Raw genomic sequence first — 16,505 nt, forward strand, 5'->3', positions numbered from 1 at the left:
ATGCAGTTATCTCTTATAAGAAAATCTAGAATAGTTTTTCTAACCGTATTCTGCTACTTTTTGTATATTTACCAACCTCAAATCAAAATCTAGAATGTAGTTCCACTAGATTTAATTTGAGGTTTAAAAACTATTAATCAAAGAAATTATTCAATTCTTTACTCATTGCGTTTGATGTTTTTTGCTTTGGTTTCTCAATTTTATTAAGCGTTGGCTGCGTAGTATTATTTTTATTTTTTTGCTGGGATTTTAAGCGCTCTTGGCGTTCTTTGTAACTCATACGCTTATGTTCAGGTTGCTTTTCATCATTTCTCGAATGGTCTTCCTTATTTTTTTCTAAGTTTTCATGAACTGTAATACTAATAGATTCGTAAACTCTTGCTACATCTTCATCAAGTTTATTTTCTTCTGTATAATTAAGCGTTTCAGTAATTGGAATCGTATTGATTTCTACATGTGTTTCGTCTGACTCTGTTGCTGTAGCTGAAATTGAAGTAGATTCTATATTTGTTTCCGCAGTCTCTATAATTGGAACGGGAAGTCCATCAGATGGGAATTCTTCTAGTAGTGGTTCAAGATCATTGGGAATCCCGGAATGAATGATGGAATCCTTATTCCAGTCTTGCTCTAGCATAGTAATAGATAATTCTTTGTTCAGTTCTGCTACCTCCATATTTATATCATGGCAATCTTCCATATGAGGTAATTCTATATCTATACTTTCCTCAATAATTTCTTCCGCTACTGCATTTTTTATATCATGACTCACACGTTCTATTGGCATTTCTTCTACTACCGGTATTTCGCTATCTCCTGGTTGTTTCACAAAGTCTGCTCCATCATTACATAAAATATCTTTAAATTTGTTTTTCTTCTTTTCCGCAGCCACGCTGTCTTCGATTGGAATCGCTACCCCTTGTGAGATAGTATTCTCTGAATTTTTATCTAATGAATGAGTAGCATTAACAGTGGGACCTTTTGCTAATTCGGGCTGACTATTATGATTTGAAATTAAAACTTTACGAGGACCATCGCCTGTGTAAGAACTTACAACTAGATTTTGTTCTAACTTCTCAATATATTGCATAGCCTTCATATAGCCAATCCTGAATTTTCTTTGCAGATGAGAAGGTGAGATTTGTTGTGATTCAATAATAAATTCCTTAATTTCTTCATACAACTTATTTTCAGCCCCATCATCAATATCTATCTGGTGGTTCATAGTTGCAGGATCATTAGATAGAATTTCATCTTGGGACTTGTGTTCCTTATAATCATCCAATGATACAATGTGTTGTTGTTCTTCGTTTATTTCTATAGAGCTATTCTGTTTGATCTCATCCTCTTGTATAGGCGGCAAAGGTTGTAATTTCTTCATGTTCTCTGCGTCTACATGCTTCATAGGATTTGCTTTTGCAATAGATTCATTAATAAGACGAAGACGTTCATTTTCCCAATATTGGCCTGTTCGCTCCTCTACCTGTATTAGTGCATGCGCGAATTCTTCTTTAGGTACAAAGTTACTCGTAATTTGTTGGACAGGTTGCACATGATTATCTTGTACAATACGAGCTGCACAGATGAATGCACCTTGTCCCATAATATCTCCTGGTGACATAACAACTTCTTTTGCTTTCTGATAGGTTGATCCTAATCGACTAACAGGATTGTCTTGCATAGGTGAAATACCTTGTTCAGATTCTGCCTCTTTAAATTCTTCTTTTTCACCAAACATATCTGAAAAGATTTTTGCATCATATGGTGTTACATCTCCAAATATCATTTTATTACGGAATGAGCCTAGTAAGGTAAACATGTATTGCTCTGTGAAGTCGAGAGCTAATTGAGATAGTGTTTGGCTAGCAATTGTTAGAATTACTTTATATTTACGAGATTGAGCAGGGAATTCTTTAAACGGCCGAACAAATGTGTAGCATCCTAGCCCGAGAGGGCTGGGGTAGCTACTAACCCTTACGGGTCGCGATAGGTAAAGCTTTGAAGTTATCTCTACTTTTTCCCCCGCCCCACACCGTGCGTGCGACTTTCACCGCACACGGCGTTCCATCGGTTCAGATTGATAACCCCTAACAAATTTAGTTAGTATCATCCTTATTCTTTGCCTCGCGATTAAGATAAGGTGAACAATGAGATATATTTCAAATGTGTAGCAGCTCACGGTATTTCTTTAGTTTCGGTAGTTTGTATAAGATACTGTCTTCTAAGTCCTTTTGATGTATAAGCTTATGGCATCTTATGCACAGGGTGGCAAGATTGCTGAGTTTGTTGATTTTCTCTAAAGGTAGTCGATTATTAACATGATGGCAATGTATGTTAGTTGGAATCAACCCTGTCTTACATATTCGGCACTTTCCTTTGTCACGATTATATGCATAATCGCGATTAAGTATATATTCAAAGTTATAGAGTCGTTTATTTTTAGTTTGTCTAAGCATCTGATACAAGACCATTTGGTTGATTTGGTCGTTCGAATAAATGGTTGGTCTCATTTTCTTATCGACCTTACCATGTCTTCTCGAATAAATTGTCCTTCCTATCTGTGTATAGGGGGTCGTATCATAATTGTATAGGAGTGCTTTAGTACTAGGTGTAAAACTCATTTTGGTTAATCCTATCTTAACTCCATCAACTTCAACGAAGGGTACTTTGGTTTTATGCCCTTTATGCCTATCTTTACGATTATCAAGATTTTCAGCTGGAGTAAGCATTTTTTCGAATACTCCTCCACCATGTTTGTTCTTAATAGACTTGTAGAATGTATAGCGTATTTTGTCATCGCATCTAACGAAAATTCTAGCAGAATTTCCTATACGGAAATAATTACTAATACCAATAATTTTGGTGTTAATAAGTTCTATTTGGGCGGCAACATCGTGAGAGCTGGTTGTTTTCCGAACATTGTAGGTATCTCGAAGGATTTCTCTCATTTTAGAGTTTAATTTCTTTTTGTTCGGTATAGCTTTTCCTGCAATACGGTTTTTCAGTCTCATCTTTTCAGCTCTGATGTCGAATCCTAGGAATTGGGCTGGCTTCTCTCTCATATCGGTAATAAATGTTTTCTCCTTTGATAATTCTAATTTGAGTATATGTTTGTAATACTTATTGATTTTAGTCAAGAGTGTTCTTGCCTGTACTTTATCCTCGCATAGAATTATCCAGTCGTCAGCGTATCTAACAAGAAAACATTTCTTATGTTTTCTAACTACTTTTCTAAGTCCTGTACTGAAAGCGTGTTTAACAGTATAACGCGCGTAGTGTTCTTCGAACTCTTTAGCTATCATCCAGTCAAAGTTATTTAAGTATATGTTAGCTAGCAGGGGAGATATAATTCCACCTTGTGGAGTTCCCAACTCCGTAGGGAAAAGTTGATTATCTTCTAGTACACCTGCTTTTAACATTTTCTTAATAATGGTTAGGAATCTCTTATCCTTTATGCCCATATTCCACATTATTTCAACAAGTTTATTATGGTTAATATGGTCAAAGAAACTTTTGATGTCACCTTCGATGGCTACGTATGTTTTTGACCTAGAAATGGTATTCAAGATTCTGCCTATTGCATAGTGACATGAACGATAGGGACGAAAACCGTAACTATGGTTGAAAAACTTCGCCTCCGCTATGGGTTCTAACACCATTCTTGCTGTTTCTTGGATTATCCTATCTATCATGGCTGGGATCCCTAAAGGACGCTTTTTACCATTGCCCTTGTCAATATAATACCTTCGAACGGGTTTAGGTTTGTAGTTGTCTATGTGTTCCCAAATGAGTTTGATAAGCTGTTCCGTTTCCATTTGCAGGTAGTAGTTCACGTCTTTCTTGTCAATTCCGACCGTTTTACTCCCACGATTGCTTTTAATGTTGTGAATTGCCGTTTTAATAGTCTGCTTGTTTTTCATTAGTTCTATCATGCCATGAAAAGAAGAGTTATCTTCTTTGGCCTTTTTGTATATTAGGTCTAACTTATCTTGGAGCTGTGCTTCATTATCTATCAAATGTCCTTTAATCCTCATTACGTCTCCCCATTATTCAAGCGATTGTAACGATGTGCTGTTTAATTCCCACTCTAGAAGAGGTTCATATAGACATTTGAAATATCCATTGTTATTCTGAATCGACTGGTCCCCTTCGCTCCACGGACATTACTCCGCTTCCTCACTACTACGAGACCGCTGCCACTTGCATTGTTTCAAGCAGGATCACACTCCCTATGGCAATGCAAGCTTCCCAAGTTCCATTTGTTCTATCCCTTATTTTTACATTCCTTTAGGTGCCCACTTTACGCCGACGGTACTCACCAGTCTTGAGTAGCTCTAACATACTGGTTCAGCATAATCGGTAATTACGAAACCGATTATGTGCAAGGATTAGAACTTCGAGCCTCTCCTTGTTCCCGTTATTCCTTCCGATTGCTCACGTTAAGAAGGGATTCCCTCACGACGCTTCAAAACATGGATTCCTTTCGTCACCATTGGAATGTTTTTAAAGACCACCGCACCATATAGGCATTAGTGAGTTGTGCCATCAGGTTACGACCTTACCTAACTTCAGACCCTAACTCGTGTGTAAGTTAGCGCATGTAGGGGTATCATGGCTAGGATTAATGAGCTATTATCCTAGAATGGGAGTTTCACCCATAAAATTCGAACAAATAGTTAGGCTGTGTAAGAGTCAGCCCCTCCATTTCACGCCGCTACGTTTATAGGAGAACTTGGCGTACCATAATCCGGGAACTCATCCACAATAATGTGATGGTAAGGCGAGACGTTTGGTTCCCTACGGAATACCGCATTCTGCATACTCAGCAATACAAATTTTCCTAATACGTTTGAAAGGTCTGCTAATTCCCCTTTCGCAGTATTCACAAGTAAAATACCACCTTGTTCCAAATGTGTATCGAAATCAAAATCAGATTTTCCAAACAAAACACGACGTATTAAAACGTTTGAAGCTAAATCTTTTAAGATGTTGCGTAAACCTTTTACATATTCTTCTTCTCTGTCATAATGCATCGGTTGTCCGCGGTATTTTCCTGATTTATAAACTGCTGGTTCCCCTTGAAAATCCATCTTTTCACGAATAGTATTATATAGCAATAGGTAAGGTTTTGAGGCACTCTCCACCTTTTCCCCTGCTCCACACCGTACGTGCGATTTTCACCGCATACGGCGTTCCATCATTAAATTAACTAATCAATAATATCCAAATTACATTTCTGACGAAACATATTGAGTTTTTTCAATTGTTTTCCATCCAATTGAAGTAAGTTTTTATATTTAACAATCGTCTCTTTCTTTGTTGCATGTATAAGTGTATGAACTAATTTATGAACAATCACAAGGTTTTTAAAGTCATCTTTTCCTCCTAATTTTCTGGGGGTTACATGATGACAATGTACCTCTCCAGCTTCTAGGAATGTTCCCAAAATTGAGCATTTCCCTAACTGCATGGAGTACCTAGAGATTCGATTATCCTCGTACTCCAAGTTGTCATTTCTTTGTGTGAACATCATTTTATTAATTTCGTGTTCTACACTTTGTTTAATTCTCTTGTGATTTTTTCTTCCCTCAGTGGTGTAATTACAGATATTTTGACTGAAATTCATTGCATTTTCAGTTCGAATATCTGCTATTGGATATAAATAGACTCCCATTATTTTGTATGTTTTATAGTTGTTTTTATGAAGTCGTTTATATAAAACCGAAGGGTTTATTGGTTTTTCAAATACATGGTTTTTAAGTCGATTATATAAGGTTCGTGATAGACGATAGGCTATTAGGCGAAAATTATAATTTACATGCGTAGCAGTTCGGTAGTAGTTTTTGATTCCTAATATATATTGATTATATTTGTTGACAGATATTACAGTTGGTTTATGTTGAATTTCTTTGATTAATTTTTTGGTTTTAGCTAAAATAGTTTTTATTTGTTTACTTGAAACATGAGTATTAGCAACAAATTTATTCTTCTTTTTAACTGCTTTTAATTTGAATCCTAGAAATTCTGATTTACCCTTTGTAATATTTGTTATCTTTGACTTTTCTCTTGATATATTAAGCTGTAGGTGATTTTCAAGGTATTCTTTGACCGCATGGAATATCTTCTTTGCAGATTCGTGAGAATCTGTAAAGATTTTAAAGTCATCTGCATATCGTACGATAAACATTTCTTTTAACTTTGTAGACTTCAGTGCTCTATATTTGTGAAGGCTTGTGTACTTGTGTTTCGTATCCATGTTCTCCCATTGGTTCGAGATCCACCAATCTAGATCATTCAGTACAACGTTCGATAGTAGTGGTGATAGAATACCACCTTGCGGTGTTCCTTTTGAAGGTATACCTACGCCTTCTATCGGTGATTTAAGCATTTTTGAAATAATGCTTAGCACCCTGTTATCTTTTATTCCAATGTTGTATAGCTGTTTTATTAGCTTGGTGTGATTTACATTGTCAAAGAAACCTTTTATATCTACATCTACTATATGATGTTTATTCCCTTTATTTATAAGAGATTGACATCTAGCTATTGCATGTTTTGTCGCTCGATTAGGTCTAAATCCATAGGAATGATTGTAGAATTTTGCTTCACATATTGGTTCGAGAACTTGTTTAAACATTTGTTGGATTAGTCTGTCTCTCATTGTAGGAATACCTAAAGGCCTTGTTTTACCGTTTTCTTTAGGTATCGCTACCCTTCGTACTTTTTGAGGTTTATAATCATTTAAAGCTGTTCTAATGTCCTTTATGAAGTTTTCTACATTTTTCATTTTGTAATTATCTATGGTTATTCCATCTGTACCTCTTGTCTTTGAGCCTGTATTGGCTTTGATATTGCGGTATGCGAGTAGTATATTTTCTTTTGATGTTATAATTTCATATAATCCTATTCCTTTTGTGCAGTTATATTTACTGCGCTCATATAGCGTGTCAAAGGTGGATTGCATACCGTAGTACTCGCTGTTTCTCAGTGTAGCGTTCATCGATGGATATATTGCTCCTTCCTTTTGGAAAGTCCCATCATCATACTCGACCTTATGAACTTCATTTGGTTACTATTGTTTAATTTCTTTAATGACTCGGGGTTATCCCTCCACTATGTTTCCATAATTTCATCGGTACTGTACCCCTGCTTTCACGAGAGTAAATCAATTTCGGCTTTATACCTTATATGAACCAACCCCAAGATAGTGGTTTAAATAGTTGTCTCTCGCTTCCCACGTTCCGATTTAACTAGCTGTACATCTAATTTTAGGTGGATACTATAGGCCTGTAAGTTCTCTATGTTCATTGTTACATAGTACGAATTTCATAGGTTCGATTCTTACTTTTCGTTGACTTACCCCATACAAGGGATACAGTTTTCACTGTATTCGAATTTTAGACCCGTACATTCGTATCTTCGTCAGACCAGTTGGTCATTCTCACCATGATTAGTTTATAGCCAACCGCATTATCAATTGCCATATACATGTTGTCATGTACTTAGGCTTTCTTCATGCGTCTTCACCTAGCTTCATACAGTGCAGTCTATCAACTTTCTCTGCATGTAGGAGTATTATTGGGAGTGTTTCAGCTCAACATGAAGGCTTTCATTCCACTCACTCGTTAAATCAGTTATTACTATCTGTGTTAATCTAGATAGTCTTCTCATTTCATAGTTATAAACTATTTATAGAGAAACGTGTCGCACCAAACCACTCGTCAATTCCTTTTATAATCTTATATTCGTTTTTTTGGTCACGTGAAGCAGCTCCGGTTTGAACAAAATCATATAACTTTTCGACCTGTACCTTTAATAGTTTATGCATACGGTGAACACGTTCTACATCGTCGTAGGGTAAGCGCCCAACGCCTTTTCACATTACTGTGATAGGTTTTCAAACGCTCCCCTCCGAACCGTACGTACATGTTTCCATGTATACGGCTCTCCACTTATCCTCTGAATTTCAATCTAACCTTCCAGCGTGCAGGTCAACATGACACTTTTTACACAATGCTAGTGTTTTGCGGTTGCGAGCTATCATGATTCTTTCCCAAAGTTGTTTTCCTTTTAGTTCTTTGAGTTTTTTAACATGATGCATTTCGATAGCGGTGTTTTCAGTTTGACACCACTCACATTTACTAGCCTGAAGGCGTCTGATTAGACTATTGCGTCCTGCATATATCATAGTATTTGGAACGATATCTATTTCTTTATTAGTAGTTGGATTTTCATAAACTCTTTTCAAAGGTTCATTATAGAAATATCTATGCTTCTGACCAGTTTTAGTCGTGTAAGAAATTCTAAAATTGCCTTCATGATTAAACTTTTTCATTATTTTGCTGACTGATAGTTTGTATTTGTTTGCAAAAGTTTTTACCATGCTGAATTTCATAATGTAGCGAAACTTCTGTAGGCTGTGTACATTTTTTGCTAGTTTATAATAATTATATAAACCTCTAATTTCACTATTGTATATACTTAGAATTTCTAAATTGTCGGAGTTTATTAATTCGGCCCTATGAATAGACTTCCAACTACTATCTTTTTCGATTTTAAGAACTTTGAGCTCCTTAAGTTTTCCAATCCATTTTTCCTTAGGCATGTAAATTTCGCACTTGTTTGATGCATACCTTTTGGCTATTCTACTGTTTGAGCCTTTGTATACAGCCTGAAGGTTACTTATAGTTACATCGTATCCAAGGAATCTCGCTTTCATTTTGCCGTGTGTAATGAGTGTTTTCTCTGATGATAGTTCAAGATTTAGTTTATTCTTTAGAAAAGCCGTAAGGTCTTTCTTTACTTCTTCTGCGTCCTGTTTTGAACCAATTATCCCTATTAGGAAATCGTCGGCATATCGTACATATTGAATTCTCTTAAAGCTAGAATCCATTAATTCTACTGAACTCATTGTACGTATATCTTTTTGAAGCCTTTTCACTTCACTTGTAATCTCAGTTAATTCATTGTGTGGAGCCAGTACTTTTCTATCTGCGAATTTCTTTTTTAAATACCAAAGTCGCTTATATTTTTGGGTATATACTATGTTGTTTTGTCGGCGTGTGCCTTTATCAAATAGTGTTTTATACTCTTCGATATACTTATCAAGTTCATTTAGATAAATATTTGATAGAATTGGGCTGATTATTCCTCCCTGTGGAGTGCCACTATAAGTATTATTGAATTTCCAATCTTCTAAATAACCCGCTCTAAGAAATTTCCAGATTAAATTAATGAATTTTTCATCTTTAATTTTTCTTTTTAGCAGTTTAATCAAAATGTGATGGTCAATATTGTCGAAGAAGCCTTTGATATCACCTTCTACCCACCACTTAACTCCTTTGAAGATTTTAGTTGCTTGTGTTAGTGCTGTATGACAACTGCGATTACGTCTAAATCCATGAGAATTGTTAGAAAAGGTCGGTTCGAAAACAGCTTCTAGGATGTTTCTTACGATTTCTTGAACTAATTTATCATCTATAGAGGGTATCCCTAAAGGCCTCTTTCCCCTATTTTGCCCCTTATTGATATATACTCTGCGAGATGGAGCTGGTTGATAACTTTGGTTTTTAATTCTTTCAATAATTTTATCGATACGTTCCAAACTCATACCATCAATGGTATGCCCATCTGTTCCTCTAGTCATGTTCCCTTCTTTTGCATATATTTTTTGATATGCTGCAAAGTAGAACTCCTGGTTATATAGATTTCGATACAGACGTTCAAATTTATAAGCTGGGTTAGTTGTTTTTTTATTCAGATTGTCTAATACTGCATTTGGATTTCTCATTGTGTCTCACACACCTTCCAATTTTGTTTTAGACCGGATAAGTTGCCTTCCTTCGCCATGTACTAGGCTTTCCCTAGCTCGGACTACTATGAAGGCTCCGTTGCCTTATTGGGTATTCAGAAGTCACACACCTTGTTAGTAACTTGGTGTCATTCTTCATAGCCAAATTCGCAAGTATGCCGGTGGCATCCCAACTTAGGCAATCCCCATTTAGATAGATAAAGAATAGCTTTCATAATGTCGGATGTGACGTTTGACCTTTTTCCACTTACTGTGGCTGGGAGGGAGAGACTCACTGATAGTTTATATGTACGACCTAAACTATCCTCTTTATAACCTTGTTCCCTAGTAATGTATCAACTACCTTTCATTACTCGTATCGCTGACCACCCTTGGTCTATCATTCAAGCAGTGTAGCCTTCATCCTTATTTATGAGTTTTACCTTGCCATTCAGTCGTGATCTTAGTAGTTGACCAACTTATGACTTTATCACCATGCTGTTTTCCCCTTTAGGTTTCCCTTCTAGGTGAGGTGATTGGTAATAGGTCTTTCGTGAGTTAACCTAGATTAGTGCTATTTAATCAATTCTAAATCTACCCTTATGGGCGCACGTACATATCTATTAAGTCATCAAAGGTCACATCTTTTTGTGGGTTATGTAGTTTTAATAAATAAATATGTTGCTTAAGGTGGTTACGCTGCGCTTGTTCAAAGAATGCATTGTTAGATTCAGACAAACCTTGAATAACCATTGCGAAAACTTCTGCTACTTTATCAACCGGTCCACGCAGAATGTTTATATTTTTGGTATCAGGATTGGTTGGATCAATGTAGTAAACCGAGCTTGCAGGAATCTTATGTGCTTGAACTAATTTATATACCTTTTGACATAAATCATTACTGGGTTCAATAACAGTGACACCATTTAAAAATGTTCCTTTTACTTCTTCTGTATCATAATCGTTCTTTTTATACGCAGTTTCGAACTTATTTATGAAACGCACCATCCAGTGTAAATCTTGATTTATCATAGGAATAATTAAACTTGATGTTTTACCAGAACCAATTGGACCAATAATGATACCATTTAACGTTCTATCTTTCCCCTTAATCCGGACCATTTCTTTATGCTCAATATGCGGTCCAATTTCCACATCAGGGTATATCTGTTCTTCTTGGCTATTAAACCATTTTTGTAACTTGTGATTTTTATATTCGTATTTTTGTACCCACTTTAATATTTCTTCTCTGTAACGAACAATATGACCACTATACCAAAGTGTAAACAAGATCATAAAAACTGTAGGTAAAAAGACAAAAATCATAGTGAGTGTGTGAAAATTCCCTGTTAAAACATGACCTATGGCCTCATACTCCCCAAAATTAACATGCTTTGATTTATCTGTAAGATACGGAATAACCTTTGCATGAATCGGAGCAGTTGCAAACCATAAAAATTGAATATCAACTGCAATATGAGAAGCAATCAAAATTATTAATTTCCCATTCTTCACATGCAAAGCAGGAATACGGCTGTAAAACCTAAAACTAAATTCTCCTAAAAGTAAAGAGAAGAACATTAAAATAAGCGGTACATATGTAATTTCTATAGGATAAGACGGTGGTTCAAATGCATAGTAGAGTAACTTGATGTAGTTTACTAAACCAAATCCAAATGAAAGAATAAATCCGCTAATCAAGCCAATTGTAGTAAATAACGGTAATCGTTGTTTAAATGTCTGCATATAGGCTCACCTACCGCTTACAGATATAATTGAGCTTTATGTTTAAACTTGAATCTATTATTGAATTCTGGTTGGAATAATTCCTTTGATTTTTCAAAAAAGAATTTTGCTGCGTCTTCAGTTTGTTTTAAATATAAATCAATACTATCTCTTTCGCAGAGTTGGTTATATTCTTCTTGGGAAAGTACTGCAATATTTACTTCTATTTTTTTATTCGATGCCGTTTCAATAATTACATCATACCAATAGTAATTCGGTTTTCCTGGAATCTGGATATCTTGTAGAGAAACGCTAAACGTTGCGCCCTCTTCTGTCATATGTTTGAGGACTAGTTCAGGGTTTTTAAACGCTTCTCTAGCAGAGAGCACTCCCTCAGTTGTAGTAGTTGCATATTGTAAATCCATTTTAATTTTCCACCTTTCTCCATATAAAAAAAGGCAAGCGACACCCACTGTAAAAACAGCGTGTGTCGCTTGCCTTAATTTCATATGTTCTGATTTGATTGTAGTTTTTTGTGTTTAGTTCAAACGTAATTCTATCACCTTAAATAATAAAAATCAATAAAATTGTATAAAAGTATATAAAAAATTAATGATTAATATAATTCAACAAGCTTGCGTCTTTTCGGATGTATGTTATTTGCAGTACGTGCCATGATCTGTTCATCTGCGTCGATAGTAACACCTTCATTTTGGAGGGATAGCAGTAATACGTTGTCATAAGTGTCCATTAAAAGTATATCTCTACCCTTGTTGCGCTTTGGATAAATCACAACAAGTGGCACCCCTTCATCGCCTTCTCTTCTTGAAAACACAACGTCGTCTAATCTAGCAATCATTCGGTAATCATTTTCATTCCCAAAAATAAAGAAGAAATCTTGCATAGCATCTTTATCTCTTCTATACGTTCGTCTAAGACCGCCATCTATTGTTTCCTTAAATGTTTGGACTTTTTCAACATATGCGTAGCGCCAGTCAGCATCTCCTACTGTACGTTGAGATAAAGGTTGAAGAATATCTTGTTCAAAGTTTTGATTATCATCTATTCCTAGAATGATATCTGAAATAACATCTCCAGCTTCTTTCAAAGAGCAGATGTGTATATTTAGATTTGGAAGATTCATTAAAAGTTCATGATACTCTCGCATAGAAAATAAGAGATTTTTCATACGTACGTATGGTGGGTCAGCATCTTCTGCAAGAAACATCGATTTGTCATACATAACAAAAACAACAGTTATATTCTCATTGTTTTTTTGTGCATATTCAATATACTTCCCCACCTTTTCAATTAAGGTAGCATTCGTTTCTTTGCACATATCCATTTCAATGTAAATATTTTTGTCTTGATATGAAATGTGTTCATCGGGAATTAAGAGTAAACCTGCATCTTCAATTTCTGTTTTCTTTTGTTTTTGATGATATGAGCGAATATCTAGCTCACATAATAACTTATTTGTATTGGTTTTTTTCGATACTTCTAAAAGTGTACGTACTAACGTTTCTCGTGAACAGAGTGTATGTAACGAGATTGAAGAAGAATATCTACGTTTTGAAGATCCTGTAGGAATCCGTCCTATTTCTTGAAGGTAATCGACCATTCTATCTTTTAAGGAGAATGTCGCACGTCTGGTTATACTATCATCTCTTTTATCAATTTTTTTAGTTAAGATAGCACCGTATTTTGAAAAACGATTAAGCTTTGTAAACACACTATCCTCAGAAAAATCCCTACCTTCAAATGCACTATAAAGCTGAGTAATTTGTCGTGTAGTAAGATGCCTTTTGTAATATAAAAATGTGAATACAAATATATCAGCCTCTTTTAAACGAAAAGATTTCTGTGTGCCTTTACTTGTATATTTATACGTTTTACTTTTCATTATATACAACTCCATAACTCGAATTTATTTTCAATAAATAACAACCATTTCTATATATCTTATTACAGCAAAATTTTGTTGTAAATTATGAAAAGTTTAAACTGAATTTGCACGAATCTAGATACTAAAACTCGTACGCTGAAGTTTGGATTACTTCTCTTCCTAAAAATCTGCTAGAAACATTGATTTATATAGTCTTTTGGTCCTTTTAAAATTGTTCGGACGGAAGACATGTTTTAACCGAACAATTTTTTAAAGGATAAAGGATTGAAATAAAATTGTTAGGACGGCCTAACAATCTATTTAAACTATCACATTATATAAATCTGTGTTAAACATGCAGAAAATATAATAGATATCTAATTTGTGCATTGTAGTTTTTTATTGTAATCGGTTGTGATTTTAATAAAAAAAGCAGGTCGTTTAGACCCGCTTTTTTTAACGTTTTTTAAATGGATTTGAAGTTTTAAGAGTGCTAATAATATTCTCTTCTTCTTGTTGATTTTGTGTTGTAGTAACTTCACTAGTCTGACGTTTAAATGCAGAGTTTTTACCACCACTGAATCTTGATGCCCCGCCAAATCCTTGGTTTTTATTATAAGGATTGAATGTGTTCTTTTGTACACGATTCGTTGCAAAAGAAATATCTACTTTTTCTTCGTCCTGTTTACGTTGTGCTTCTTCTCTTAATTGCTCTTGTTTTTCAGCCAACTCTTTTCCTTCTCGCGCAAGAGATATATAGCGTTTAGGCATTGTCATACCAGCAAATATAGTGTAGCAAACCGCATATTCATTATCCCAAATTGGATCACCAAATTTACCAGCGATTTCATCCAATCTTTTATACTCTCCTAAGGTATTACGAATCTTATTTTCCGTATTAACATCTTTGAAGAAATCTGCGTTAGAAGGTCTTAAAACGAAACCACCATACATTGTTGCTGTTTCAAATTGATGTTCTGCTGAGAAGAATCCCTCTTCTAAACTTCTCTTAATACTATTTCCAAGTGAATGTAAATCAAATTTAGCAATTCTCGCTTTTCCAATTGTTAAGAAACGTCCTGGAATACTTAATAGTTTTATTAAATCCGATGGGTCATATGTAACGTTATCAGAACCATAGTTCTCTGGGATAATGTTTATTTCATGTAACGTACTCACTACATTATCGTTCGCAACTTCTTTCCAGTTTAAATATCTATTTTTCAGGTCTTTCGTGCCCTTTTGTGTTTCAATAATCCGTTGCATTTTAGTATTATCATTGATGATTACATTTGCTAATGGCTTTAGATCAGAATTTCCAAATAATCTGTCTTGCTCTCTCATAAATTCATCAATTTCACTTAGTAATACAAGTGCATTGTTAATTTCATCTGGATCACCGGATGGTAAGGAAATAAGCATAGATACTGGGCAAGGGAAAAACTGCTCACGAATTAATTGTAAAACAAGTGAACCCCAACCTGTTCCAACGCCACCACCAGCTCCAAGACAGATTAAGAATTGGTCTACAATTACCTCTCCCTCTTCATTTGTAAACTTTCGACCTAGCTCTTGTGCTAATTTATCAAGGTATCCATTAGCATTAGGATTAATTTCCGGGTCAAATAAGTCAGTCACAACAGCAGGTGTACGTGCAGCTCCCTTTAAACCATCAAAATGAATACGATCTTCTTTAATAATATTTTGTAAATGCATCATATCTGACTCTGCAAAGTTAACAGCTAATGTCGGATAGCAACTAGCTCCATTCGAAAACTTGTAACCAGCGAATAAATCAGCCTCTTTATTACCTTTTTGGCCAGCACCAATAACTCCCCATCGAATACTAATATCATTTACACTATGGTTAGCTGAATAGATATGTTCTAGTTCATTACTGTTTAATAACATATAAAATTCCTCCCCTATACTTATAAATTACGCATTTCTATTGCTTTTTGTTTAAAACATTCTACTATTTCTATGCCTAAATCCGATAAGGTATAAATCTTGGACCTTCCTACTCTAGTTTCATCAATATATCCTGCACAATAGAAACTATTTACGGTTGCAAAAACAGTAGGTTTACTTAGCTGTATCATTTCTGCCACAGCCGTTTTATTAAGCATTTGCGCTTCACCATTTTGATTAATAAATGCCATTAATACTTGATAGGCACAATCATCATTACCAATTCTTTCCGCAATTTCTGCAATGTTTAACGTATAAAAGTGATCCCTATTCATTGTTTAACTCCCATCTATTTTATTAATTCTTGAGAGTGGAAAAATTCACCTAACCTATTTATATCACAATGGAAATGGTATGTAAACTAAAAGTTAAACTAAGAATTAAACTATTTTTTAAACCTTAAGTCACACTAGAGCTACATATATCTTTCTAAAACCTTTCTAAATTTAAACCTAAAGTTAAACTGAAAATTAAACTGTTATTTATCTTTGTTAAAATTCTTCTATATTTATATAAATCTAATGTCGATATTTAATAATTGAATAGGTTCATAGGCATTTAAAAAATAACATCTTTAAAATTATCAAAATAAAAAAGTAGCAAGTCCATTTTTAGACTTGCTACTTAAATAAACCAAACTTAGAATCTAGTTCAAAGTTTACTTTCCAAATATTTTTTGTAAGAATGATTTTTTTGATTCTGTCTCAATTCGTTCTTGACGTTCTTTTCTTTTTTCTTGAATTAAAGTATCTATAAGATCCTGATTTCTACGTGCCACAATTTGCTCAAGCTCTTGTTTCTCGGTCTTTAGCTCATGCATTTGTTTTACCATTTCCACTTGTAGTTTGATACTTTGATCCAACTTTTCAGTCAAATCTTGAATTAATTCTGTTTGATACTCTACTTTTTTCTCTAGGTTTGTTTTAACCTGGTGTTCTTCTAATGCTACTGGAAGCTCGTCACCATTTAACCAAGAGCGAACTTTCTTATAGCTCCAATTTTGTTCTTGGATCTTCTTCTTAATAGATATAAACTTATTAATGTCATCTTCCGTGTAGCGACGATGCCCACCATTAGTTCTATTTATTTGTAGATTAAACTCTTCCTCGTATACTCTTAATAAGTCATTCGATAGCC

The 16,505-nt window shown here is 34.8% G+C and carries 9 protein-coding genes and 3 pseudogenes; all 12 read right to left on the reverse strand.

The features are described 5' to 3' along the window. Positions 1-133 precede the first annotated feature (133 nt). Positions 134-1,924 (reverse strand): annotated as a pseudogene (locus tag QCI79_RS32935) (DNA translocase FtsK); the annotation flags it as partial. Positions 1,925-2,156: 232 nt separating this feature from the next. Beyond that, the gene (gene ltrA / locus QCI79_RS32940) at positions 2,157-4,031 is read right to left on the reverse strand and encodes a group II intron reverse transcriptase/maturase (RefSeq protein WP_001220498.1); all 1,875 of its coding nucleotides are present in this window, start codon (positions 4,029-4,031) and stop codon (positions 2,157-2,159) included. 672 nt (positions 4,032-4,703) lie between these two features. Further along, on the reverse strand, positions 4,704-5,141 hold the full coding sequence (locus tag QCI79_RS32945; protein WP_023901723.1) for a hypothetical protein: 438 nt from the start codon (positions 5,139-5,141) through the stop codon (positions 4,704-4,706). Positions 5,142-5,206: 65 nt separating this feature from the next. Then, positions 5,207-6,997 carry a group II intron reverse transcriptase/maturase gene (gene ltrA, locus QCI79_RS32950; RefSeq protein WP_021728816.1) on the reverse strand — a complete coding sequence of 597 codons (1,791 nt, stop codon included), beginning with the start codon at positions 6,995-6,997 and terminating at the stop codon, positions 5,207-5,209. Between the two features lie 702 nt (positions 6,998-7,699). Beyond that, positions 7,700-7,852, reverse strand: a pseudogene (locus QCI79_RS32955) (conjugal transfer protein TraG); the annotation flags it as partial. Between the two features lie 111 nt (positions 7,853-7,963). Beyond that, on the reverse strand, positions 7,964-9,787 hold the full coding sequence (locus QCI79_RS32960) for a reverse transcriptase/maturase family protein (RefSeq protein ID WP_001245659.1): 1,824 nt from the start codon (positions 9,785-9,787) through the stop codon (positions 7,964-7,966). 612 nt (positions 9,788-10,399) lie between these two features. Continuing rightward, positions 10,400-11,533: pseudogene (locus tag QCI79_RS32965) on the reverse strand (conjugal transfer protein TraG); the annotation flags it as partial. Between the two features lie 17 nt (positions 11,534-11,550). Further along, positions 11,551-11,937: a hypothetical protein gene (locus QCI79_RS32970; RefSeq protein WP_000365741.1), complete on the reverse strand. Its 387-nt coding sequence runs from the start codon at positions 11,935-11,937 to the stop codon at positions 11,551-11,553. Between the two features lie 191 nt (positions 11,938-12,128). Beyond that, the gene (locus QCI79_RS32975; RefSeq protein WP_000837863.1) at positions 12,129-13,415 is read right to left on the reverse strand and encodes a replication-relaxation family protein; all 1,287 of its coding nucleotides are present in this window, start codon (positions 13,413-13,415) and stop codon (positions 12,129-12,131) included. Positions 13,416-13,853: 438 nt separating this feature from the next. After that, on the reverse strand, positions 13,854-15,308 hold the full coding sequence (locus QCI79_RS32980; protein WP_000926087.1) for an FtsZ/tubulin family protein: 1,455 nt from the start codon (positions 15,306-15,308) through the stop codon (positions 13,854-13,856). A 20-nt stretch (positions 15,309-15,328) separates the two neighbouring features. Next, positions 15,329-15,643: a helix-turn-helix domain-containing protein gene (locus QCI79_RS32985; protein ID WP_001078054.1), complete on the reverse strand. Its 315-nt coding sequence runs from the start codon at positions 15,641-15,643 to the stop codon at positions 15,329-15,331. Between the two features lie 383 nt (positions 15,644-16,026). Continuing rightward, on the reverse strand, positions 16,027-16,505 hold a 479-nt coding region (locus tag QCI79_RS32990), incomplete at its 5' end, for a MerR family transcriptional regulator (protein ID WP_353842273.1).

It is taken from the genome of Bacillus cereus group sp. MG1 (assembly GCF_040460035.1).
Lineage (GTDB): Bacteria > Bacillota > Bacilli > Bacillales > Bacillaceae_G > Bacillus_A > Bacillus_A cereus.